Source organism: Exiguobacterium sp. s50 (assembly GCF_018618175.1).
In the GTDB taxonomy this organism is placed as follows: Bacteria; Bacillota; Bacilli; order Exiguobacteriales; family Exiguobacteriaceae; genus Exiguobacterium; species Exiguobacterium chiriqhucha.
In genome coordinates this window covers 203,595-226,013 of record NZ_JACSLP010000006.1, presented here as the reverse complement: position 1 = coordinate 226,013, position 22,419 = coordinate 203,595, and the positions used below count along the sequence as shown (strand labels likewise).

Sequence of the window (22,419 nt, the reverse complement as noted above, 5' to 3'; positions counted from 1 at the left end):
AAAAAAGGTGGATTGTCCCGACGTGAGTCGGTCCAATCCACCTTTTTTCAGTTCACGCTCGGATAGAGCGGAGGTTTTTCAGTGCCCTCTCCTATGAACGTGGCTTTTTCACAGCGATCTAGCTATCTAGATCCCCATTTTCGGTTGTCGATAACGATATGGCGTTCCATTTCTTCATCTATTGACAATAATACCATACTGAATCGGCAATGCAACCTAAAAATGAAAAAAGGATGACGGAATTGTCATCCTTTGCTATTTAGACCGCCATTTCAGCGTATAAATCTTTTAATTCATTCGTAGCCGCCTCATCCATCTGTAACGCCACGAGTTCGACGAATTGAAGTGCTGGATCCTTGTCACCCGACATACGAACGATTTCGGCTGCCGCATCATCGAGCGCGAGCAAGATACCTGATACACCGAGCGTCGGGTAGTAACGGAGCAGCGCGCGGACGTGCTTCATTTCTGAGATATCGTTTCCATTGATTTTAAGTGCTTTGACCGCCAACTCTTTATGCGTTCCAATCGCGAACTTATCTTCCCACACCTCTTCGAGTGTGATCAACGCTTCCACATCATAGGCACCATCAGTGAAACGAACTTGTTTTTCCATGTAACATTTCCCCTCTCGTTAATCTACTTTCATTATAAGAGAGGAACACACTAAAAGTTTGTGAAATGTTGAACATTTTGTGGAATTTTTGTCTCACCTAGTTGTGAACATAAAAAAAGGTCCCTCCGAGGAGAGACAAATAATGGAAGAGTAAAACACCATTGGCAGTACATTAATAATATAACACCGAATGTAAACGTTTACAATGTGTTTTTAAAACTTTTTTCAAGTGGCATATGTACCACGTCAATTCCGCTCTCGCGCATTAAATCGAGACCGTCGCCATGTTCATAACCGACCGCATAGACGACACGAGCGACGCGGGAGGCAATCAAGGCGAGCGAGCAGGCGTGGCACGGCGAATGGGTCACATAAGCCGTCGCCCCGAAAGCGTTCGTCGAATCGGCGGCGAGCTTTCCGATCGCGTTGATTTCAGCATGAATCTCATGTTGTTTCGACCAATTGTGATGATCGTACGGGTCAGAGCATTTGATATAAGTCACACCGTCATGAATGAACGAGACCGGCGTCTCGAGCAAGTCGACCGCATTCGCGGATACGTATTCAGCGCGCTTATAAAATCCATCATCCCGCTTTAAGAAGATTTCATTGCAGTTCGTATGCCCCGGCGGCGTGCCGTTCAGGCCAATCGAAATCGGCTTCTCATCTTTGACGATGACGCAAGCGACACTTTTAGAAGCACACTTCGAATGACGTACCGCCATCATATCGGCAAACTGTAACCACGTCTCGTCCCATAGGTGTTGTTTATCCATTGTTGATCCTCCTCGAAGAAAAGGAAAGTCTGAATGCTCAGACTTTCCCCGTTCAATATCCAGTCTCTTTTGGCAACTCTTTGTTTTTCGAAGCAATCTCGATGACTTTTTCTTTCAACTCGTGCTCCATCCGATCGAGTTCACGTTCCGCCTCACGACGCTTCTGACGTCCCTCTTGTTGAATCCGGAGCGTCTCATCGAGCGTCGAGAGCAAGTTCTCGTGCGCCACTTTAAGCGACTCGACCGAGACGATGCCTTTCTCGTTCTCCGTGGCAATCTCGATTGAAGAGTCTTTCAACATCTTCGAGTTCTGCTCGAGCAACGTATTCGTCGTCTTTGTGACGTCTTGCTGCATCCGGAGCGCCGTCTTTTGCCGCGTCAAGCTGAGCGCGAGCACGACTTGGTTTTTCCAAAGTGGAATCGTATTGACAACCGCCGACTCGATTTTCTCGGCTAGAATCTGGTTGTTCTGCTGGATCACCCGGATTTGCGGGGCCATCTGCAGGCTGATCGTCCGGCTCAGTTTCAAGTCGTGCAACTTCTTCTCGAACCGGTCTGCGAGTTGAATCATGTCGTTCAACTGTTGCAGTTTGACCTGGTCTTTCGACATCTCGACTTCTTGACGAAGCGGGGCAATCTCATAGCTCCGTACGTGATCAAGCTTCGTCTCCCCAGCGGCGATATAGACGTTTAGTTCTTCGAAGTAGCGTTTGTTTTTGTCGTACATTTGATCGAGCATCGTGATATCCTTCATCAAACCGAACTTGGCCCGGTCTAGATTATGGATGACCTCTTCTAAATAGACACTCATCTTTTCAAACTGTAACTTATAGTTCTCGGCTTTCTTTTTGGCCCGGCCGATGAGCGGCAGATTGTCCATGAAGCTCTTCTTCTCCGGCTGCAGCATGTCCGGGTCCATCTTGCGCACATTCTGCATCAAATCGGACAATAGCTTGCCGGCGTCACCGCCATCTTTCATCCGGACCTCAGTCAAGATTTGGTCCGAGAATTGCGACAGTTCACGTTGTACGTTCGAACCGAACAGCATGACGGAATCCGTCTTTTTAATATCAATCGACTCTGCGATGCGCGTGATGCGTTCCCGGTGCGCTTGTGGGACGTCGGCATTTACTTGAATGGCCGGCACCTCATGTTTCTCGGTCATCGCTGACCAGTCCACGGACGGGTCCGAAATCGCATCGGTTTCTGTCTTCGTTTTCGTTTGGGAAGTAAGTTCTTCTTCTGGCCATGACTGCCAGTTCGTTTCATTCGATGAAGTCATGCTTTTTTCTCCCTTCTGGTTGATCGGCCAATACTCTCTCCATCATAATCAACTCTCGTTCAAAATCGACCGCGTCATCTTCGAGGAGACGACTGCGCTGTTGTTTGAACTTGTCGACGATGAGCCGCATATTGGTCATCAACTGTTCACGTGTCTCTTCTTGAATGACGACTCGTTTTCCTTCTAGTTCTTTGAATTTCAATACGACCGACACGAGCGAGTCCAAATAGAACGTGAACAAGTCACGGACATGTTTGGCATCTTGAGGGTTCTCGAACAGCTCAGCGAACAGTTCGTGTGCTTCTTTCGAGACCGCCTTCATCTCACGCCGCACCTCGATGTCTTTAATCTCAGGCAAGACGCGGTCAATCTGTTGTAACTTCTCATAGCCTTGTTCAATCGTCCGCTGTAAAAATTGAAGCTCTAAATCATCTGTCGCTTCAAATTGGCGCACCGGCGCCGCTTCTTCGAGCGGTTTCAAGATGCGTGAACCGACGAACGGTTCGTCCTCGTCGAGCAACAGTTTCTTTTTGGCCCGCTTGGCGACAGGCGCCGGTGCCCGCTTCCTGCGTTTGCTGTTCGACCACACCTCGTTCAACACGAGCGCCCCGACGATGATAAACAACCAAGAGAAATCAAAAACGCTTATGGCAAAATATAGGATTGCCCCGGTCAGGGCCCATTTCATCCATGTTTTCATCCGTTTCACCTCGTCTCATGATACTTCTATTGTACCTTACGTGACCCTTCAAAAAAAGTTTCGTCATCTTTATAAGCTTAGCATAACGTTCCCGCGCGCTCTCTCGGTCGCAAGAACGAAAAGTATGGCCGATGACTGGACAAAAAACCTCCTGATTCGACGAATCAGGAGGTTGCTTCCGTTATAATCTGACCCACGTCGTCACCATGACGACGGCGACCGTCACCGGAATGACGTACCGGATCAAGAAGTGCCAGATCGGGTACAACTTCACACCGATGTCTGACGTTTGAATCTCTTCTTTCAAAATGCGTTGATCGACGATATATCCGACGAAAATCGACGTCAAGAGCGCACCGACCGGCATTAATACGTAGCTGACGATGTAATCCATCGAATCGAAGAACGTGCGACCGTCTAAGAACTGCATCTCGCTCATGACACCGAACGAGAGTGCCGATGGAATCCCGACTGCGAAGACGATGGCCGCTGACAACAGGGTGACGTTTCGCTTCGATATCGTTTGTTTCTTCTCGTTCAACTTGTCCGTCACACCTGCTACGACGACTTCAAGCATCGCAATCGATGATGTGATTGAAGCGAACGTGAACAAGAGGAAGAACAACACCATGAAGAATCCACCAAGCGGTACTTGGTTGAATACGGCCGGCAAGACAACGAAGAGAAGCGCCGGTCCCTCTGCCGGGTCAAGACCCGAAGCGAAGACGGCCGGGAATATCGCGAGGCCTGCGAGTAGCGAGACGGCAATATTCAAGAGAACAATCATGTTCGCTGAACGATTGAGCGTGCCTTTCGTCTGAATGTACGACGCGTACGTCAACATGGCTGCGACACCGAGCGATAGCGAGAAGAACGCTTGACCGAGGGCGAACAAGACCGATTCACCGGTCAAGGCAGAGAAGTCAGGTTGCAAGAAGAAGCGAACCCCTTCCATCGCTCCGTCAAGCGTCAACGAACGGATGACGAGCACGATGAAACTGACGAACAAGAGCGGCATTAAAATCTTGCTCATGCGCTCGATGCCAGCCTCGACACCTTTTAAGACAATCAAGAGCGTAATCAATAAGAACAAGAACTGACCGAACACCGCGATGCCTGGTGACGAAACGACATCTCCGAACACGGCACCGAACTCGTCAGGCGAACGTCCGTTCAATGTCCCGCTCAATCCGAGACCGACATAGATTAAAACCCAACCACCGATGACACTGTAGAATGAGAGCAATAAGAAACATGCGATGACGCCAAGGTAGCCGACGAGTGTCCAACGACGGTGTCCTAATTTTTTGAAAGCGAGCAGTGCCGTCTTTTGTGTCGAGCGTCCGACGATGAATTCACCAATCAATAACGGTAACCCGAGTAAGAGCGTGAACGCTAAAAACATGAGCAAAAAGGCGCCGCCTCCACTTGTGCCGGTGACATACGGAAATTTCCAGATTGCACCGAGACCAATCGCAGACCCTGCGGCCGCTAAGATGAATCCAATTTTTGAGGCGAACGAATTTTGCGCCATTACCATCCCTACTTCCTGTTTTCATATCTTTTTTCATAATAATAGTGAAATACTAACACGGTTCAGAAATGAGAACAACTAAAAACAGAGAAAAGTCTGAATTCTTTTCTCTGTCAGCAATTTTTATCGATTTTTAGTGTGACGGGACAAGAAATGACAACTCGCCCGGCAGGACATCGACGTCCAGCCGTTCCGCCTCGAAGTGCTCCCCATCGACGTCGATGAGTTGAGATTCACTCAAATGGACGGTCAGTTGAGACATCTGTAGATGCACCCATTCCGGAGACGACTGTTCGAGTCCGAGCTGTTGGGTCAACAATTGACGAATCATCGGGAAGCCGATGGCGGAACTATGGACGACCTCGACGAGTCCGTCCGTGAACGACTGGGTCGGGAGTTTCGTCGGTACCGTCCCGAGATAAGCCCCGTTCCCTACATATAGGAAGCTGACTGGTCCATCGTGGACGATTTCCCCACCGTGTTCGATGCGTATGTCGAACGGATCGAGTTCACGAAACTGCCGGATCGTCGCTAAAAAGTAACCAATCGACCCGAGTGATTCTTTTTGGAGCGGATCGATTTGTCTCGACGCGTCCGCGATCAGGCCGACCCCGATGAAGTTGAGCCCGTACCGTTCGTTGACTCGCATCACATCGACCGATTGTGCGTAACTCATCTTGAACAAACGGGCCGCCACGATTGGTTCGACCGGTAGAGCGAGGGCACGGGCGAAATCATTACACGTGCCGGCCGGAATCAGACCGATTGTCGGCCGTTCATCTCGCGGAAGCTTCATCAAGCCATTGACGACCTCATGTAGCGTCCCGTCCCCGCCGATGACAATCAAGTGCTCGTAAGCCCCGCTCTCTTCGGCGAAGCGACCGGCGTCTCCTTGCGCGAGCGTCTTCCGAATCAAAATCTCATCGTATAACGATTCAATCGTCCCGACGACCTCACCGAGCATCGTCTCGTTCCCGCCAGACGTGGGATTGGAGATAATCAATGCTCTCATAACAGACCAGCCTGCTCCAAGAAGTCTTTCGCGACGTCGTACGCCCGTTCATTCCCGTACGCGACGCGACGGTTCAATTCAGACATCTCTTCGTCAGTAATTTTACCACCCAATTGGTTGAGGGCATCCTCGATTTCCGGATGTTCATCGAGCGTCTCTTGTTTCACCAACGGAGCTCCTTGGTAAGGTGGGAAGAACTGTTGGTCGTCCTCGAGGACAAGTAATTCGTTCTCGGCGATATCCGGGTCGGTCGCATACGCATCGACGAGGTTGACGTCTCCACGTGCGATGGCACGATAGCGCAACTTTTGTTCCATCGAGACGACCGACGGGAAATCGAGACCATACGCTTGTTGCAGTCCCGGGTATCCGTCTTCACGGTCTGTGAACTCGAGCGTGAATCCGGCCTTAATATCCGATTGAACGTTTCGTAAATCCGAGATGGCGGTGATGTCTTCTTGCTCGGCATAGTCGCGTGGGATCGCGATGGCGTATGTGTTGTTGAACTGCATCGGTTCAAGCAACGCATAGCCGTCATCGGCGAGCGCGTCCCGAGCCTGTTCATACACTTCACGGGCATCGTTCGAGTTCGGTGTCTCTTTCACGAGACTCGCGAGCACCGTTCCTGTGAATTCTGGATAGATGTCGACATCGCCTGATTGTAACGCGCCCCAGACGAACGTCGTCTCTCCGAAGTTTGGACGGACGGATACAGACAAATCAGTCTGATCTTCAATCAACAGCTTATACATGTTCATTAAAATCTCAGGCTCTGGCCCGAGTTTCCCCGCGATGACGAGGTCGGTCTGTTGCGTGCGACCGAAGGCTAGCGGGGCCGCGACGATGAGCGCCAACACGGTCGAGACGGCAATCAATTTCGTCTTGTTCCGGGTTGCCGTCGCCCCTTCCATTTGGCGTAGCAAGAAATCGAACAACAAGGCAAGGATGGCGGCCGGGATTGCCCCGAGGAGAATTAAGTAATTGTCGTTTCGGTTGATGCCGAGAAGGATTAACGTCCCGAGCCCACCTGCGCCGACGAGGGCGGCGAGGGTCGCCGTTCCGACAATCAGCACCATCGCCGTTCGAATCCCGGCCATGATGACCGGTAGCGCGAGCGGGAGTTCGACTTTCATCAAACTTTGGTTCGGTTTCATCCCACAAGCCCTGGCCGCTTCGATGAGCGATTTATCGACCTCGTTCAGCCCGGTGAAAGTATTTCGTAAAATCGGGAGCAAGGCATATAACACGAGGGCAATCGTCGCCGGTAAGGCACCAATCCCGACGAGCGGAATCATAAGACCGAGGAGCGCCAAAGAAGGAATCGTTTGAATGATGGCGGTAACGCCGATGGCGGTCTCGGCCACTTTCTTGCGACGCGTCAACCAAATCCCGAGCGGAACGGCGATTAAGACGGCTATCAAGAGTGATACGACGGAGAGCTGCAAGTGCTCAATCAGCGCCTCGACGAGTTCGCCACGCCGGTTTTGAAATGTCTCAAGCATCTACCTCACCTCTTCCACGTTGTGTAAAGTCGAGGACGAACGGATCCGTACTCGCTCTGATTTCATCTGGAGTACCGATAACGACCAATTCGCCATCACGCATCAAGGCGATGCGATCCCCAAGTTTCATCGCTTCTTGCATGTCATGGGTCACGAACAGAATCGTCTTCCCGAGCTCATCGTTCAAGCGTTTAATATCATCTTGAAGTTGACCTCGGCTAATCGGATCGAGCGCCGAGAACGGTTCATCCATCAAGATGACTTCCGGATCGGCTGCAAGCGCCCGCAGTACGCCGACGCGTTGTTGCTGTCCACCGGATAGTTCCGTCGGCTTTTTCACTCGCAAGACCGGATCCAGCCCTGCAATGTTCATGAGTTCGGTCACGCGGTCCTTCGTCTTCTGTTTAGGCCATTTCAATAATTCGGGAACGACAGAAATATTTTCCTCGACCGTTAAATGAGGGAATAAGGCAATTTGTTGAAGCACATAACCAATGTTGCGTCGCAACTCGTATATATCGAATTGATAAATCTCTTTCCCGTCGATGAGGATTTTTCCATCTGTATGGTCAATCAGTCGATTCACCATCTTCATCGTCGTCGTCTTCCCGCACCCCGATGGCCCGATTAAGACAAAAATCTCTCCTTTACGGACTGTCAAATCCAAGTCTTTGACGGCTAGCGTCCCGTCTTCGTAGCGCTTGGACACATTTTGAAATTCTATCAACTCTACCCCTCCTCGGCTCGTAACTTTTTCATGAAAGTCAAATATTAGTTTGCCCGTTTCCAACGTTTGTTAAACAATCGGACGTGCTATCTGGTGCGTATGGCCACTGCCGATAAGCAAAAACATGAAGCAAGGCACAAAAAAGGTCCTCCTGAAGGAGAACCTGCTGTTATGGAAGTGTAATCGTGATGTGGCGACGACCCCAGTTAATGGCCTCGTCTTTCGTGTCGACGAGCAAGTCGACGATATTTCCTTTGATGCGTCCACCCGTATCCAGGGCGATCGCTTGACCGACACCTTCGATTTGAACAATCGTTCCAAGTGGGATGACGGCTGGATCGACGGCGATGATACGCATGCCGTTATAGAAAATCGAATCCGTGACATCATGACCGGTTGCCGTCAAGACGCGGCCCCCGTATGAGCCGTTATCGGCTGCATCGTTCGTGTACGCCGTCGACTCGGCTTGAATGGAGCGTCCTGTCGTCGAGACTGGAGTTGCAGTCGTTGTCGACACCGTCGATTGCTTTTTCGAAGTTGCGGCTTGATGTTTCGCTTCTTCTTGTCGTGCCTGCTCGGCAGCGACACGTTTCTCTTCGGCCAAACGTTCTGCTTTTGCTTCACGCTCTGCCTGCTCTCGCTCGGCTTTCTCTTCGGCGACACGTTTTTCTTCCGCAATCCGTTTCGCTTCAGCGACACGTTTTTCTTCCGCGATCCGTTTCTGTTCGGCTAGTCGTTTTTCTCGTGCAATCTTTTGCTGGCGTTCTTGCTCGATCGCTTTTCGTTCCAATTCAAGTGGGTTTTGGACAATTTTTTGTTCCGTCCCAATCCCGATTTGGGCGGCATCGGCCGTCGCGGCAAACGCGAACGTTCCCACAGCCATAAGTAGGACAGTCATCATGTATTTTAAGGAATGCATAATCAATAGGTCAGCACCTTTCTCGTCATCTAACGAACAGGAGTTAATTTACCATGCCCGTCCGACCCCGAGAAGGGATTTTGATGAAGTGAAATATTTCTGACACATCGACTCTCTGTCGGTTACAATCTGTAACATTTACAAGAAACATAGCGCTACCAAGCGTTTTTATAAAAAATTACAGATTCGTTACAACATTTCGTGTAACAAATCTGTAATCTGATTGTCATTCTGTTTCAGCTTCGGTCGAGCGCAAATCGTGAGGTCTTACCATGCCCCAAGGTGCCACGTCGACGTCCACTTCGAACGTCTTCGCCCCTTCGATTGCTGATGTCTCTTCCTCAGCGACACGATACGAACTCATATCATCAATATATACTTGGCGGTCGTAATAGTTGGCCCGAGTGCCCCCAAAGAACGGCCGTGAACTGACCCGGTCAATGGTCGCATATCCATCGTCCCCCGTTTTGAATGAGACGTATACTGTCCCTGACTCGACATCTTGTCTTCCTTCGAACGAGTCATACTCCAAATAGACGAAGTCTCCGAAAAACGGGTCGTACGGTTCGTAGGAGGTCGCTTTGAACGTATACGTCTCACCGAACCAGGAGACCGCATAGACGAGCAGTATAAACCCGACGGCAATCAACACTTGCACAATCGGTACTAGCCAAGGCGTCAATCGTTTCATGTCTGAGCATCCCCTCTCGTCGTACGACTACGGCTGCGCCACCACAAGGCGAGCGACAATGCGAAGACGATCAATGCTCCGATGAGGAAGAAGAGTGAAATATCAAGTTTATCCCACACATAGATGAAGTAGATCGTCATTTGAACGAGTAAGAAATAGATGAAGGCGAGCACGATCGGTTTGCGATTGTGGTCTTGATAGACGAGATAAGCGAGGGCGACCGCTTCAAGCAGGATGGCCAGCAAGATGCCCGTATCCTCGAACAATGAGAAGGGGATGACGGCGAGCAGGCTGACCCACATCAAATCTGGACGTCGGTGCAACAAATAGACGGCGACGAGGACGATCGAAAGGATTGTCGCCTCGATGACCGACGGTGTTCGTTGCGACAACCAGCCTTCCGTCGCATTAATCAAATAGCCGATCGATAGGACGGCAGCGACGAAGAGGTACAGATAGTTCCATTGGGCCCGCTCCCGATAAACGAGAAACAAGACGTGTAGCGCAGCGAGTGCCCATAGCGGCCAAAAGCGGCCTTCATAGTCGGCGTACTGACCAATCGTGATCAATAGGCCGTAGAAGCCGAACCAGGCGAAAATGCGATCGAGTTCATTGTCCCCATAATGGAACCAGACCCACGTCACGATCAATCCGAACGCAATCAACGTGATGCCGATGCCTTGAAAACTATTCGTGATCGCCAAAAAGGCGGCGAGTGCGGCCAAAAACGTAAAAATCGGATGTTTGAAAATCAATTTGTGCATGACGGCGACGGCAAGGAATAACCAGAATAAGAACGGAATTTGCGAGGAAAGATTATACGTCGAGAAAATGACGATCATCGTGGCGACGAAAAAGGCGACGCCTAACAGTCGGAATAGCGTGACATAGCGTGACGCTTTCACTTGCAGGCGTTCGGCGGTCACATACATCCCGACCATAAACACGAGAAAAATGGCGACTTTCACAAGATCAGGAATCGCTTGCCAATTGGCCGCGACAAAACTGAATAGACTAAGTGCGAGCAAAATCGATCCGATAATCACAAGAATAGGCGGTTTGTGCTCACGTTTGTCACCGACCGCCAACTTCTTATGTTCATACTCGACCAAGCGCTGACCGGTCACTTCATCCAGTAAACCGGCCTCTTCCCATTCACGAACTTTTTTGTCAATGGACACCTGAATCATCCCTTTCGATTAAAAGGTCAGCTGGCGCGTTCGATCAATTCCAAATCTTTTTTCAGTAAAACTTGCTTCTCGAATTCGAGACCAAGCTGTTGAAATTCTTCCATGATGGAAACGTCCCCGATGACCGTATTGGTCAATACGGCAGTCACTTCTGCGACCCAACCTTCACGAGTTGACTTGACGATATCACCCACAACGAATTCTACAGACACACCCATTCACTTCCAATCTTAAATTTGTTTCTATCATTATAACGAAATTATATCGGTTTGAATACGTTTTCTTTAAGCCGTTTAATAAATTGTGTCAAAATTTTTCCAGTCAATCCCCAAATAATGTAGTCTTCATGTTCATAAAAAGGTTCTCTCATTTTAATTACCCGTTTTTCGTACGCTTTAGCATTCGCCATCCGGTCAAACGGAATATTTTGATCAGGATTCATCGTCCATTCCATCTCGCCGTGGAACGGGTCGAGCAACAGCAACGTCTCGACCGGGATTGAGAACAGATGGTCGACTTCATCGGTGTGACGGACGTCTGGGAGCTTCGGAATCACTCCGACGAACGGATAGATCAGTTGCCGATGTGGCGTTGCGAGGGGTTGCAGGCGACCGATAACTTCAATCTCTTCCACCGCGAGCAATAGCTCCTCACTCGTCTCACGAACAGCCGCCTCGACCGGGGTCTCGCCAGGATCGAGACGGCCGCCCGGGAATGAGATTTCTCCAGGCTGGCGCCGCATCGTATGGGCGCGCACTTCAAAGATGACATGCCACGCTCCATCGACCTCGACCAAAGGAATCAATACGGCAGCCGTCTGTTCATAATTCTCTTCCATCGAAAAACTGTCACGCAATTGTTGTTCCGTGATCCACGATTGTTTCATGTTCTCCACCTCATTCTCTATGTTTCTACAGTTCCACCGTTGTCTCCTCGTTTAAACGCATCAAATGTCGGAAATATCATTATTAATGATAGGAGATGGTAGATGTGGTGGACAAACAAGTTGATGTATTGATTGTCGGGGCGGGCCCGACCGGACTCACGCTCGCGCTGACGTTAGCCAGATATGGAATCTCATTTGAAATCATCGATCGCAAGACGACACCGTCGAACAACTCCCGCGCCATCGGGATTCAACCGCGGACGATTGAAGTCTTCTCTCGTCTCGATGTCGCCAAAGAAGTGCTCGACCGGGCGCGGACCATCGAGAAAGGAAATCTATATTTTTCAGGGCAATGGACGGCCAAGCTCGAATTCTCCCGTCTCGTCACGCCCTATCCGTTCGTGACGTTGCTCCGTCAAAACGAGACCGAAGCAATTCTCGAGGCGGCGTTAAACGAGCACGGGCATTACGTCCAGCGTGGCGAAGCGCTCGTGTCACTGACTCATTACCCGTCTCGTGTGCTCGCACATTTGGAGTCAGACTCAAACCGGACAATCGAGGCCAAATATGTCGTGGCGGCCGACGGAGCGAACAGTTCGATTCGACGCATGCTCGCTCTGCCGTTCAGCGGAAAATCGTTCAAGGAATCGTGGGTGCTCGCCGACATGAAAGCCAAATGGAACATCTCGCGTGAAGAGGTGCATATTTTCTTTTCGGACCGCGGTGTATTGGAAGTCTTCCCGCTCACGGACGACACGATTCGCATCACCGGCAATCTCGCGAGCGATGAGTCGTTCAGCGAGGCGGAATTGCGTGAGTTGATCGAACAGCGCAGCCATATGGATGTCGAAATCGACGAGGTCGAATGGTTCTCATTGTTCCGGGTCCATAACCGCATGGTTGACTCATTCATTCACAATCGCGTCATTCTCATGGGTGACGCCGCCCATATCAATTCACCTGTCGGCGGACAAGGGATGAATACCGGCATCGCCGATTCGTTCAACCTCGGCTGGAAGCTGTGGCTTCATTTGAAGGCGGGTGCCCCGTTCCGCGTCGTCGATTCATATCGCGATGAGCGCGAACATGTGGCCCGTAACGTCCTGCAGACGACGAACGTGGCGACCGAAGTGTTGCAGACGACGCTCCCAGTCCTACTGCCGTTCCAAGCGCTAGGCGCCGACGTCTTTACGCGCGTCAATCTCATCAACCAAAAAATCACGGAACGGATTGCCCAGTTACACTTGTCGTATCCTGGACATTCCCGCGTCCCGTTCTTACGCGTCACCGAAGGCAAAATTTTCCCGGAGATCGAGATTATCCGGACGGACGACGGGCTCCGCACGAAGATTTCAGAAGTCGCCGACGGCCGCTTCCAAGTGCTCGTGCTCGACGACGATAAACGGGACGCGAGCGCGTTGTATGACTATTTGAACGACCATCAATCGTTCTTCCAAATCATCACGCTGTCGAAGACGAGCCGTCCCTTCTTCGATCAAGGCAACGAGCTCGCGAAATCGCTGTTCATGAAACGCGGCGTCCTCGTCATCCGTCCAGACGGTTATCTGCTCCACAAGCAGCGGCACCTTCGCCCAGAAGCGCTACAAGCGACAATGGCAGCTTGGTTGCCGTCCCCATAACAAAAGCTCCACTCGGATTTGAGTGGAGCTTTTGTTTACGCTTGATTGTAATAAAGCGTCCCTGGTTTCGACAGCGTCAAGTCATAAAACGCCTCAAACGCTTCGATATCTTCCAACTTGCGAAAATCGACTTTGTCCGTCTCTTCATTCGGGATTGCGACGATGATGCCATCATCGGTCTGTTTGATCATCCCGGTCTGTCCGTTATGGATGCGGATATAGAGCACGTGCTTGTCTTCTAGCAGCGTCACGGCTTCGCGACGCGATTGAATCGTTGTTTTCATAGTCATCCCCCACTTTCTTTTGAGTATACCGGTCCATCGTTGTTGCTTTCAAGCGGTTGCGCCCTTAAAATTATGTAAAGAAGGGGTTGAACGCTTTGAATTTGGAAACTATTTTAATTATCGTCTTAGGCATCACATTCGTTGTGCTCGTCTCGATCCGCGCCGTCCGCAATTTGCAGTGGGTCCGCTTCGGTGAGGCGTTCGGCAAACAAGGCGAGGCGCTGCTTGACGACTATACGTACTTAACAGAACAAGGCATCACGTGTCGCGTCGAGCACGGTTTGCCGACCGGTCGCCTGTTCCGCCCGCTCGCCAAAAACTTGGACGACCGGGTCGCCTTGTTCGTCCATCGCAAAGATGAACAGAAGGCTCGACAATTATTGAAATGAAAACGGCGCTGAAGCTACAGCGCCGTTTTGTCAGGCTGTAGACATTAACATCGTCTGCAGCCTTTGTATTTGTCCGACCGGGCACAATGAAAATGGCGCTGACTCTTCAGCGCCATTTTCATTTATGTACTTGCCGCTCCGAGCAATAGTAGGCGATGTGTTTAATCGTCGCCTCAGACAACAGCTCGAGCTTCGTCTTCGTGATGACATCGTCAATCACATCGAACGTCTCGGCACAGTTCGCTTTGATGCGTTCCACTTTGAGACGTGGTGTCTCCGGGAATATTAAAAATGACGTGACGGGAACAGCTTGTCCGCATTGCCTCTTCAAGACACTCCGGACGTGCTTCGTCATCCGCTCAAGTTCTTCCATCGGATGCGGATAGATGTTTTTCCAACCGAGCGGCGTCTCGAGACGACAATCCCGGTTCGTCATATGGACGGCCGACGTCGTCCGGTTGATGCGGACTAAAAAGACGCCCTTCGGTCCGACCAACACATAATCGAGCACGTCATCGCCGAGCTGGACGTGTTCAATCATCATCCAATCAAAGCGACATGTATGACGAATGATCTCGACGATCTCGTCCGTGTACGATTTCGGTGGTGTGATGACTTCTTCTTTCGTGCGGAACAAGCCTTTCGTCTGTCGTTTCTCAGGTTCTTTCTTGACGGCCGTCAATACTTGTAACATCTTCTCCACCTCCTCCCTTTATTCGCTTGGACCGACCTGTTTTCCGAAGACGGCCTTTTCTAAATTCGAGATGCGTCGCAACATGTCATAGTTCGACGCGACAGGCTGGGCCGGTTTGACCGGTTCTGCTGCTTGTTCGTTCGAACCGCGACGAAGCGACTCGTTCTCTTGGCGCAACCGTTCGATTTCTTTCGTCATCTTCTCGTAATCGCGGATGACGACGTCCAAAAACTGGTCGACTTCTTCTTGTGAGTAGCCACGGAGGGCGGTTTTGAATTCTTGTTTATAAATGGCTTCAGCTGTTAGTTCGGTCTGCATGATTTTCACTCCCAATGTTGTTCCCATTGTTTTTCTTCTTCGATTACACGTAACTCTTCCGGCGTAATCAAGAATAACTCCATCTGGTGTTTTCGTTTAGCCCCTTCGACGAGAAAACGAGGGCTTCCCCCCGTCTCTTCGTCATACAGCGTGATTAATCCTGCTGCTTTGTCCAAAAAGAAGGCGGTTTTTGCGCGCAATTGGCTCGGGTCCTCGAACGGACGTTGGGTCAGCGGTTCAAAAAAGTCAGCCTCGAGCTGCAAGCGGATGAACAGTTCTTGTTCAAACGGCTTGTACTTCTCTTCCATCTGTAAAAAAGGTGGAAACACGGCAATTTTGATTGGATAAGATTCTCTTAACTCTAACAATACTTCTCCCGCCCACAATTCACAACCGTTCGTGCCACTAAAGATGAACCATTCGGCCCCAAGCTCGATTGCTTCCATTATTTTTCGCTCGTAAGCTTCCTTGATGATATCGATGCCAGGATGGTCGGCTTTGAAGATGCCGAGCTCATGTGGCCGATATCCTGTGATGGCGACAACTTTCATGACCGCTTCCTTTCTAACCGATTCATCCGATGACGGAGTGCCCGCATCTCGGTCAAGGCGGTCTGTCGAAGTACCGTCTCTTTCCGTTCCGAGAGCGTGAGCGCCTGCTCGGTGAACGTGATGGCTCGGTTGATGTCTTTTTGATGATGTTCGGCATATTTCGCCAACTCGACGAATGCTTCGACCGTACCGACCTGTTCGAACAGCGGCAACGCCTGCTCCATCTGGCCGGTCCGTTTCAACAGCAGGGCTTGACGCATCAAGGCACGTTTCGTCGGTTGTTCAAGCCGCTCATATTCTTGAAGCGCCGCCTCGGCGTTACCGAGATCGTTCAACCAGTGGGCCCGCTCTTCCCCAAACGGCGTTTCATCGGCTTCGACGAGATGACAGAGACGTTTATAAAGTGAGACAAGACTCAAACAGTCAGCATGGTGGTGTTCGATGACGGGCTGGATGATATCCGGTTCCCGTTCTTTCACGTATTGAAAATAGTGCATCGGCGCCAAAAAGCCAGGCATGTCGTCCATCCGGGCATGACCGAAGTGGGCCTCGACCGCTTTAAGCGAGACCGATTCAAGTGTCGGTTTCAACAGACGACGTGAGGCATGCAACAAATCGACGTGGCCGACGGCCGGGAGCGCCTTCACTTTCGAACGGACAAACGTATGCCTTGTTTTGATTTGGGGCCAGTCGAACGACTTGCCGTTATACGTCACGAAACGAACCTCGTCGCCGATGTCATTCAAGAAGTGATAGTAGAACGCCGTCTCGAATGCCGGGTGCGGCAACACGTACTGAATCATCTCCAGATGATTGTCTTGGAAGCGCGCGAAGCCGATTAAAAAGATTGAGGTGCCGGAGCCGCGAAGCCCGGTCGTCTCGGTGTCCATGAACAATACCTGTTCAGATGGCACATCGACTTGAAAGAACGGATGGGTCGATGTCGCGAGCGAGGCTTTCGCCTCTCCGAACGTATAATCATGATACGTCTCATCGAGTGGATAAATCTGTTTCAAGCGGACGCACCACTCTTGTTCGAACGTCAAAATCTCTCCGCCGCGCTCGCGCCACTTCGCCTGTTCAACGTCGTCCGGCGTCACGGTCACCTGTTTCGGTTCATTCGTTTTAATGAGTCGTGATAGTTTTGCTTTCATATCGTTCCTTTCAATGCTTGCAACTGTCTGACGACCTGCTGTTTAAAGTCACCGTAGCCGATCATTCCGACACAGCGCGGACAACCGCTCTCGCACGGACAATCGTCGACCGTTCGAATGGCCGCATCCAAGACCTCATCGGCGTCGCGATAAAGTGCTTCGCTCAGCCCGATGCCGCCCGGATAGCGGTCATATAAATAAACGGTCGGTTTATTCGTATGGGTCGCTTTCATTTGAATCGTCGTGAACAGATCGAGCGTGTCACACATCAAATAGAGCGGGGCTAGGCGTCGTAACAGATCGCTGACCGCCTCGAGCTGGTCTTCCATGTCGGCTTCCGAATAGGCGAACCGTTCGTCGAGCGTGAACCATGTCGCGGTCGTATGAAGTTCCCGCTCCGGCAAGTGAATCGGTCCGGAACCGATATTCTCATGCGTCCCGAACTTGATTTTCTTGAACAGGGTCGCCATCGCGATGACCGACACTTCCCCGAACGTCTTCACGCCGGTCGTCTTGTTCTCTTCCAACACTTTCAGTTCGACTGCCAAATTGGCGTCCGTATAGTAGTCAACGTCGACGCGTCGGACGTACGCTTTCTTCTCTTCGAAGTCGAGACGTTCGACTTGATACTGTTCGGCGCCATGTAAATAGATGGCTTCGTCGTGGAGCAACGTCATCGCGCTGAACGTATCCATCTCACCGATGACTTGGTTCTTCGCGGTTTGATCGACGATGACGACGTTCTCTTGGTCACTCGTCCGAAGCGAGATGTCATGGGCCGGGAACGCATCAGTCATCCAATAATATTTATCGGCCCGTTCGTGCAAGATGTGGGCGTCCGTCAAGAAATCGAGAATCTCTTCCGTCTCGACCGTGCCGAACCGCTCCCCTTTCTGGAAAGGCAGTTCGAAGGCGGCACATTTCATATGGTCGACGAGGATGATTAAATTGTTCGGGTCGAGACGAGCCGCTTCCGGAGACCGGTCTAAAATCAAATCGGGCTGTTCGACGACGAGTTGGTCGAGCGATGACGATGAGGCGACGAAGATGACGAGCGCCTCGGAATGACGGCGTCCGGCCCGGCCGGCTTGTTGCCACATCGAGGCGACCGTTCCCGGATAGCCGTTCAACACACACGCTTGCAATTGACCGATATCGACGCCGAGTTCAAGCGCATTCGTCGAGACGACGGCCTTAATCTCCCCGTTACGGAGCCGGCGCTCGATTTCGCGACGCTCCGACGGCAAGTAACCGCCTCGGTACCCGACAATCGACTTTGGACCGAGCTCGCGCCGCGTCAATTCTTGTAAATACGTCAACAACACCTCGACCCTGACGCGTGAGCGGGCGAAGACGATTGTTTGGATGTCCGCCTCGACCAATTTTGAGGCAATGCGCTTCGTCTCGAGCGTCGCGCTTCGGCGAATGCCGAGCGCTTCATTGACGACGGGCGGGTTATAGAAAATCAAATGCTTCTTGCCTTGTGGCGCACCGTTATTGTCGACGAGGACGACGTCTTCTTCCGTCAACAGTTCAGCCAGCTCGACCGGGTTGGCAATCGTCGCCGACGTCATAATCCATTTCGGATGACTCCCGTAATAGGCGCAAATCCGTTTCAGGCGGCGGAAGACGTTGGCGACATGGCTACCGAACACGCCGCGATACGTATGAAGCTCATCGACGACGATATACTCCAAATTCTCGAACAAGCGAATCCATTTCGTATGATGCGGCAAGATGCCGGAATGCAGCATATCTGGATTCGTGATGACGATATTGCCGGCGTCCCGTACTTTCGTTCGGGCTGCCGGTGCCGTGTCGCCATCATAGGTGAAGCAACGCAAGTCGCCCTCGAGCGCTTCGACCATCTCCATCAAATCGCTGTTTTGGTCTTGCGCGAGCGCCTTCGTCGGATACAAATAGAGCGCCCGAGCGTTCGGTTGTTCAATCATTTTCGACAGGACGGGTAGATTGTAACAGAGTGTCTTCCCGGATGCGGTCGGTGTGACGATGACCGTCGAGTTCCCACGCGACGTCTGCTCGATTGCTTCGGCTTGATGGGTGTACAGTTGTTCAATTCCCCGGCCATGCAGCACCCGGACGAGATCTGGCGGCACACTCGACGGAATCGGTGCGTAGCGGGCCGGTTTCGCCTCGACTGTATGCCAATGTGTCACGTTTTGAGAAAAGCCCGGGTCGGTCTTGAGCGTATGGATCATTTCTTCCACGGAACGTTTTTTCCGCATGAGGTTCACCTTCTTTACGATTTCGAAGGTGCGAGTCGCTCCACGATTGCTTTCACTTCGCCGATCCGTTCATCGCGTACGAGCCGATGGACAGCAGGTAAACGCAGCACATCCATTTCTTTGAAGGCGTCGGCAACATGTCCATTCTCTTCTTCGAGTCGAATGATCGCATCGTCATACAACCGTTGCGTCGACCGTCCGAACAAGACGATGGTATGTAGCTTCGTGCATTTCGAATGAACGGCTTGCAAGTGTTTCGTGTAACGCTGCACCGCTTTATGATAATCTTCATGCGTCGAGAGCGCTTGACGCTTGCCCCGCAGAAGTTCTGGATAGAATGTTTCGTCGCCGAGGAACATCGTCTCGACGCCGATTCGTTTCAAATAAGGATGGCCACTGGCCTCGGCCACAGCTTGATCATCAATCAAACGTCCGAACGGAATCGACTCCTCGACGAGCAATCGGCTCATTTTCAAGCCGTTGATACCGTGTAACGGAATACCTAAATCATCGTCTTGCAGTCGGTCGATCACAAACAACACTTTCATCTTGCGTTTCAGTGAGAGTTGTACCATGTGTCACCATCCTATTCGCTTTCTTTTCATTATAGCAAACGAAACAGAAAAACAGGGCGCTGATGTCGCCCTGTTTGCTGTGAGTCGGTTTTAGTCACGACCACCGTTGCCATTCCCGTTGCCGTTACCCTGGCTATTCGAGTCTGTCGATTGACGGCTGACGTCTCCATTCGTATCCGCTTCCCCATCAGTCTCATCGGCTGGTGGTTCTTCTTCGGTCGGTGGTTCCGTATTCTCGTCTTCGGTGTTCGTGTCGTTGCCGTTATTCTCATTGTTTTCGCTGTTTTCATTATTCTCGTTATTGCCGTTGTTCTCAGTATTTTCGCCATCGGTCGGTTCGCCTTCCTCTTCAGGCGGCGTCTCTTCCGTGGCTGGTTCTTCTTCCTCTTCGGCCGGAGGCTCTTCGCCTCGTTCGACCGTATAAGACGTTTGGAGCGGGCTCGATTGTTGATCGCCGACGAGCGCATTCGTCGCGTTGGCGACAATCGTGAACGTAGTCTGCCCTTCCGCCAGACCGGCGATAGCGATGCTCGTGTCTTCGGTCGTCCCGACGACACGTTCGCTACCGTCGGGACGTGTCTCCGTCACGGTGAACGAAAGACCTTGATAGCCAGCGGCTTGTACACCTTGCGTGTCATACGACCACGAGAGTGTGCCTGTCTCACCTGGCACATCGTAGTCAATCGATGCGCCGGTCGGAGCGGTCAGTTTATCCGGCTGTAAATCTTTCGGTTTCGTCCCTTTGACGTACAGTTCGTTGCCGAGCGAGAGCACCGATTCCGGTTGCTGGAAGCGGTCCGGTTGTCCCGTCGCGTTAGTCACTTCTTGCATCATATACTCGAAGTAGTACTGGGCGTAGTTCGGATCCATCACCGATTCAGGTGTGGCACTTGAACGTCCCGACCATACTGAAATCGAGTAATCGGTCGTATAGCCGGTGAACCATTTGTCCATGTCCTTGTTCGTCGTCCCGGTCTTACCTGCGACGTCCCATGGGAACGCGCCCGGCTCATACGTCCCGTTCGAACCGCTGACGACGTCACGGAGCATGTCCGTTAACATATACGCTGTATAGTCTTCCATCGCCTGCTTCGCCTTGATTGGCGAATTGATCGTCGATCCGTCATTGAACTCGATTTTTTGAATCAAGTGCGGTTTCGTATACATTCCGTTCGTGCCGAGCGCGGCATAGGCGGCTGCCATTTGCGTCGTGCTTGCTTCCGCCGTCCCGAGCGCGTTCGAGGCGTTCATCTCGTCGCCTGACATCGACGGCTCGATGCCGACGTTCTCGACGAACGATTGAATCGCTTCTTGACCGAACTCATCACGCACTTCATAGAAGGCACGGACGGCCGGGGTGTTACCGGAAATCGTCAAGTAGTAGCGCATCGTGTTGGCACCGCGGTAATCCAAGTAATAGTTTTTCGGGTTAAACTCATCTTCAGGAAACGGTTTATCCATCAAAATTTTCCCAGTCGACCACTGTGCGTTCTCAATCCCTGGACCGTAATCGAAGAACGGCTTCGCCGTGGAACCGATTTGGCGTTTCTCGCGCGAATAGTCGCGATAGTTCTTATCGCCTTGTTTCGCTTGTTCGCTGTCAATGACGGCGACGATTTCACCCGTCTTCGTATTCAGCACGGTCGCACCCATACGAAGATCTTCTGGGAACTCACTTGTTGGAAGGTTGACGTTATCGTTCTTAATGTCGCTATTGAACTTCGTGTGCAAGTCTTTATTGATTGACGTATATACTTTCAAGCCCGTCCCGTAAATATCGGCCTGCTCGAGACCGTAGTCTTCCTCGAGCTCGGCTTGGACGCGGGCGTAAATCGAACGTGTATACGACTCTTCTTCTGACTGGGCACCTGGTGAGATGATGTCCGCAATCTCGACGTTGAGCGCCTCGTTGTACTGTTCTTCCGTGATGTGACCGTCACGCTTCATCGAAGAGAGCACTTGCTCTTGACGGTAACGCGTGAGTTCTTGGTCACCACTGATCGGATCATAGGCGCTCGGACGTTGCGGGAGACCGGCCAAGATGGCCGCCTCTTGATAGTTCACTTCCGAGACCGGCTTATTGAAGTATGTCTTCGAAGCCGCTTGGACACCCCATGCCCCTGAACCGTAATAGTTTTTGTTCAAGTACATCTCTAAAATCTGTTCTTTCGTGTACTCGCGCTCAAGTTTGATGGCGAGCCACTGCTCTTGCAGTTTCCGTTTCAACTTTTTATCCGTTGATAAGAACGACTGCTTGACGAGCTGTTGCGTGATCGTCGAACCACCTTCGGCCCCGAAGCCGTCGGTCACGTTCGCGAGCACGGCGCCGCCGATGCGACGCAAGTCGACCCCGTTATGTTCATAGAAACGACGGTCCTCAATCGAGATGACCGCTTGTTGCATCACTTCCGAGATATCGTCAATTGAGACGTACTCGCGAATCTGTCCGTTTTCTTCGAGCGGTTCACCTTCAGCCGATAACAGCTGAATCGGGTACGTATCGACCAATTTCTCTTCATCGAGCGGTGGTGCTGTCGCGATCGCATACGCGGTGTATGCGCCGCCGGCGATGACGCCGATGATGAATAAAATCCCTAAAATCGTTATTATGCGCCGAAACTTCGACTTCTTCGCTTTTGGTTTCGGCTTTTTGGCCGCTGGTTTACGTTTATTGCTCGTCGTGTCTTGTCGACGTGCCATCCGACTTCGTTCCATTCACGCTTCACTCCTTCT

The 22,419-nt window shown here is 51.4% G+C and carries 22 protein-coding genes and 1 pseudogene; 2 read left to right on the top strand and 21 right to left on the bottom strand.

The genetic code is table 11. The features are described 5' to 3' along the window. Positions 1–259: 259 nt before the first annotated feature. The 13 genes and pseudogenes from KNP68_RS10675 to KNP68_RS10615 all read right to left on the bottom strand — a co-directional run bounded on the left by KNP68_RS10675 (position 260) and on the right by KNP68_RS10615 (position 11,787). Complete coding sequence (locus tag KNP68_RS10675; RefSeq protein ID WP_021067254.1) at positions 260–616, bottom strand: hypothetical protein; 357 nt, start codon at positions 614–616, stop codon at positions 260–262. A gap of 200 nt (positions 617–816) precedes the next feature. Then, a complete protein-coding gene (locus KNP68_RS10670; protein WP_029595628.1) occupies positions 817–1,392 on the bottom strand; it encodes a deoxycytidylate deaminase in 576 nt (191 codons plus the stop codon). 52 nt (positions 1,393–1,444) lie between these two features. After that, positions 1,445–2,674 (bottom strand): toxic anion resistance protein, encoded by a 1,230-nt coding sequence (locus tag KNP68_RS10665; RefSeq protein ID WP_021067252.1) that lies wholly within the window; start codon positions 2,672–2,674, stop codon positions 1,445–1,447. Next, positions 2,658–3,374: a 5-bromo-4-chloroindolyl phosphate hydrolysis family protein gene (locus KNP68_RS10660; RefSeq protein ID WP_021067251.1), complete on the bottom strand. Its 717-nt coding sequence runs from the start codon at positions 3,372–3,374 to the stop codon at positions 2,658–2,660. Before KNP68_RS10660 ends, KNP68_RS10665 begins: the two co-directional genes overlap by 17 nt. A 181-nt stretch (positions 3,375–3,555) precedes the next feature. Continuing rightward, positions 3,556–4,908: a sodium-dependent transporter gene (locus tag KNP68_RS10655; protein WP_214755863.1), complete on the bottom strand. Its 1,353-nt coding sequence runs from the start codon at positions 4,906–4,908 to the stop codon at positions 3,556–3,558. A gap of 133 nt (positions 4,909–5,041) precedes the next feature. Then, entirely contained in the window at positions 5,042–5,920 is an 879-nt protein-coding gene (locus KNP68_RS10650; RefSeq protein ID WP_214799548.1) for a diacylglycerol/lipid kinase family protein, read from the bottom strand. Then, positions 5,917–7,422: an ABC transporter permease/substrate-binding protein gene (locus KNP68_RS10645; protein WP_021067248.1), complete on the bottom strand. Its 1,506-nt coding sequence runs from the start codon at positions 7,420–7,422 to the stop codon at positions 5,917–5,919. Before KNP68_RS10645 ends, KNP68_RS10650 begins: the two co-directional genes overlap by 4 nt. A gap of 10 nt (positions 7,423–7,432) precedes the next feature. Continuing rightward, a pseudogene (locus tag KNP68_RS10640) lies at positions 7,433–8,149 on the bottom strand (ABC transporter ATP-binding protein); the annotation flags it as partial. 169 nt (positions 8,150–8,318) lie between these two features. After that, on the bottom strand, positions 8,319–9,032 hold the full coding sequence (locus KNP68_RS10635) for a 3D domain-containing protein (protein WP_021067246.1): 714 nt from the start codon (positions 9,030–9,032) through the stop codon (positions 8,319–8,321). 262 nt (positions 9,033–9,294) lie between these two features. Then, on the bottom strand, positions 9,295–9,759 hold the full coding sequence (locus KNP68_RS10630) for a GDYXXLXY domain-containing protein (RefSeq protein WP_214799546.1): 465 nt from the start codon (positions 9,757–9,759) through the stop codon (positions 9,295–9,297). Further along, positions 9,756–10,949, bottom strand: a complete 1,194-nt coding sequence (locus KNP68_RS10625; RefSeq protein ID WP_214755855.1) for a DUF2157 domain-containing protein — start codon at positions 10,947–10,949, stop codon at positions 9,756–9,758. Before KNP68_RS10625 ends, KNP68_RS10630 begins: the two co-directional genes overlap by 4 nt. Before the next feature lie 17 nt (positions 10,950–10,966). Further along, positions 10,967–11,167 (bottom strand): DUF2187 family protein, encoded by a 201-nt coding sequence (locus KNP68_RS10620; RefSeq protein ID WP_021067243.1) that lies wholly within the window; start codon positions 11,165–11,167, stop codon positions 10,967–10,969. 41 nt (positions 11,168–11,208) lie between these two features. Further along, positions 11,209–11,787, bottom strand: coding sequence for an NUDIX hydrolase (locus tag KNP68_RS10615; RefSeq protein WP_371819368.1), 579 nt, complete (start codon positions 11,785–11,787; stop codon positions 11,209–11,211). Positions 11,788–11,942: 155 nt separating this feature from the next. Here KNP68_RS10615 and KNP68_RS10610 point away from each other — a divergent pair, with 155 nt between their 5' ends. Continuing rightward, positions 11,943–13,475, top strand: coding sequence for an FAD-dependent monooxygenase (locus KNP68_RS10610; protein WP_353048235.1), 1,533 nt, complete (start codon positions 11,943–11,945; stop codon positions 13,473–13,475). A 35-nt stretch (positions 13,476–13,510) separates the two neighbouring features. On the opposite strand, the gene KNP68_RS10605 is transcribed toward KNP68_RS10610, so the two are convergent. Then, positions 13,511–13,759 carry a hypothetical protein gene (locus tag KNP68_RS10605; RefSeq protein WP_021067240.1) on the bottom strand — a complete coding sequence of 83 codons (249 nt, stop codon included), beginning with the start codon at positions 13,757–13,759 and terminating at the stop codon, positions 13,511–13,513. A gap of 95 nt (positions 13,760–13,854) precedes the next feature. On the opposite strand from KNP68_RS10605, the gene KNP68_RS10600 reads away from it, so the two are divergent. Further along, a complete protein-coding gene (locus KNP68_RS10600; RefSeq protein ID WP_021067239.1) occupies positions 13,855–14,148 on the top strand; it encodes a hypothetical protein in 294 nt (97 codons plus the stop codon). 118 nt (positions 14,149–14,266) lie between these two features. Here the strand turns inward: KNP68_RS10600 and KNP68_RS10595 are convergent, their stop codons facing one another. The 7 genes from KNP68_RS10595 to KNP68_RS10565 all read right to left on the bottom strand — a co-directional run bounded on the left by KNP68_RS10595 (position 14,267) and on the right by KNP68_RS10565 (position 22,401). Next, on the bottom strand, positions 14,267–14,842 hold the full coding sequence (locus tag KNP68_RS10595; protein WP_021067238.1) for an NERD domain-containing protein: 576 nt from the start codon (positions 14,840–14,842) through the stop codon (positions 14,267–14,269). An 18-nt stretch (positions 14,843–14,860) separates the two neighbouring features. Beyond that, positions 14,861–15,160, bottom strand: a complete 300-nt coding sequence (gene gpsB, locus KNP68_RS10590) for a cell division regulator GpsB (protein ID WP_021067237.1) — start codon at positions 15,158–15,160, stop codon at positions 14,861–14,863. A 5-nt stretch (positions 15,161–15,165) separates the two neighbouring features. Continuing rightward, entirely contained in the window at positions 15,166–15,711 is a 546-nt protein-coding gene (locus KNP68_RS10585) for an SLOG family protein (RefSeq protein WP_214799543.1), read from the bottom strand. Next, positions 15,708–16,865, bottom strand: a complete 1,158-nt coding sequence (locus KNP68_RS10580) for a ribonuclease H-like domain-containing protein (protein WP_214755849.1) — start codon at positions 16,863–16,865, stop codon at positions 15,708–15,710. The genes KNP68_RS10585 and KNP68_RS10580 overlap by 4 nt, the downstream gene beginning before the upstream one ends. Beyond that, positions 16,862–19,111: a DEAD/DEAH box helicase gene (locus tag KNP68_RS10575; protein ID WP_021067234.1), complete on the bottom strand. Its 2,250-nt coding sequence runs from the start codon at positions 19,109–19,111 to the stop codon at positions 16,862–16,864. The genes KNP68_RS10580 and KNP68_RS10575 overlap by 4 nt, the downstream gene beginning before the upstream one ends. Positions 19,112–19,125: 14 nt before the next feature. After that, a complete protein-coding gene (locus KNP68_RS10570) occupies positions 19,126–19,686 on the bottom strand; it encodes a hypothetical protein (RefSeq protein WP_251128618.1) in 561 nt (186 codons plus the stop codon). Between the two features lie 90 nt (positions 19,687–19,776). Then, on the bottom strand, positions 19,777–22,401 hold the full coding sequence (locus KNP68_RS10565) for a transglycosylase domain-containing protein (protein ID WP_214799541.1): 2,625 nt from the start codon (positions 22,399–22,401) through the stop codon (positions 19,777–19,779). Positions 22,402–22,419 lie beyond the last annotated feature (18 nt).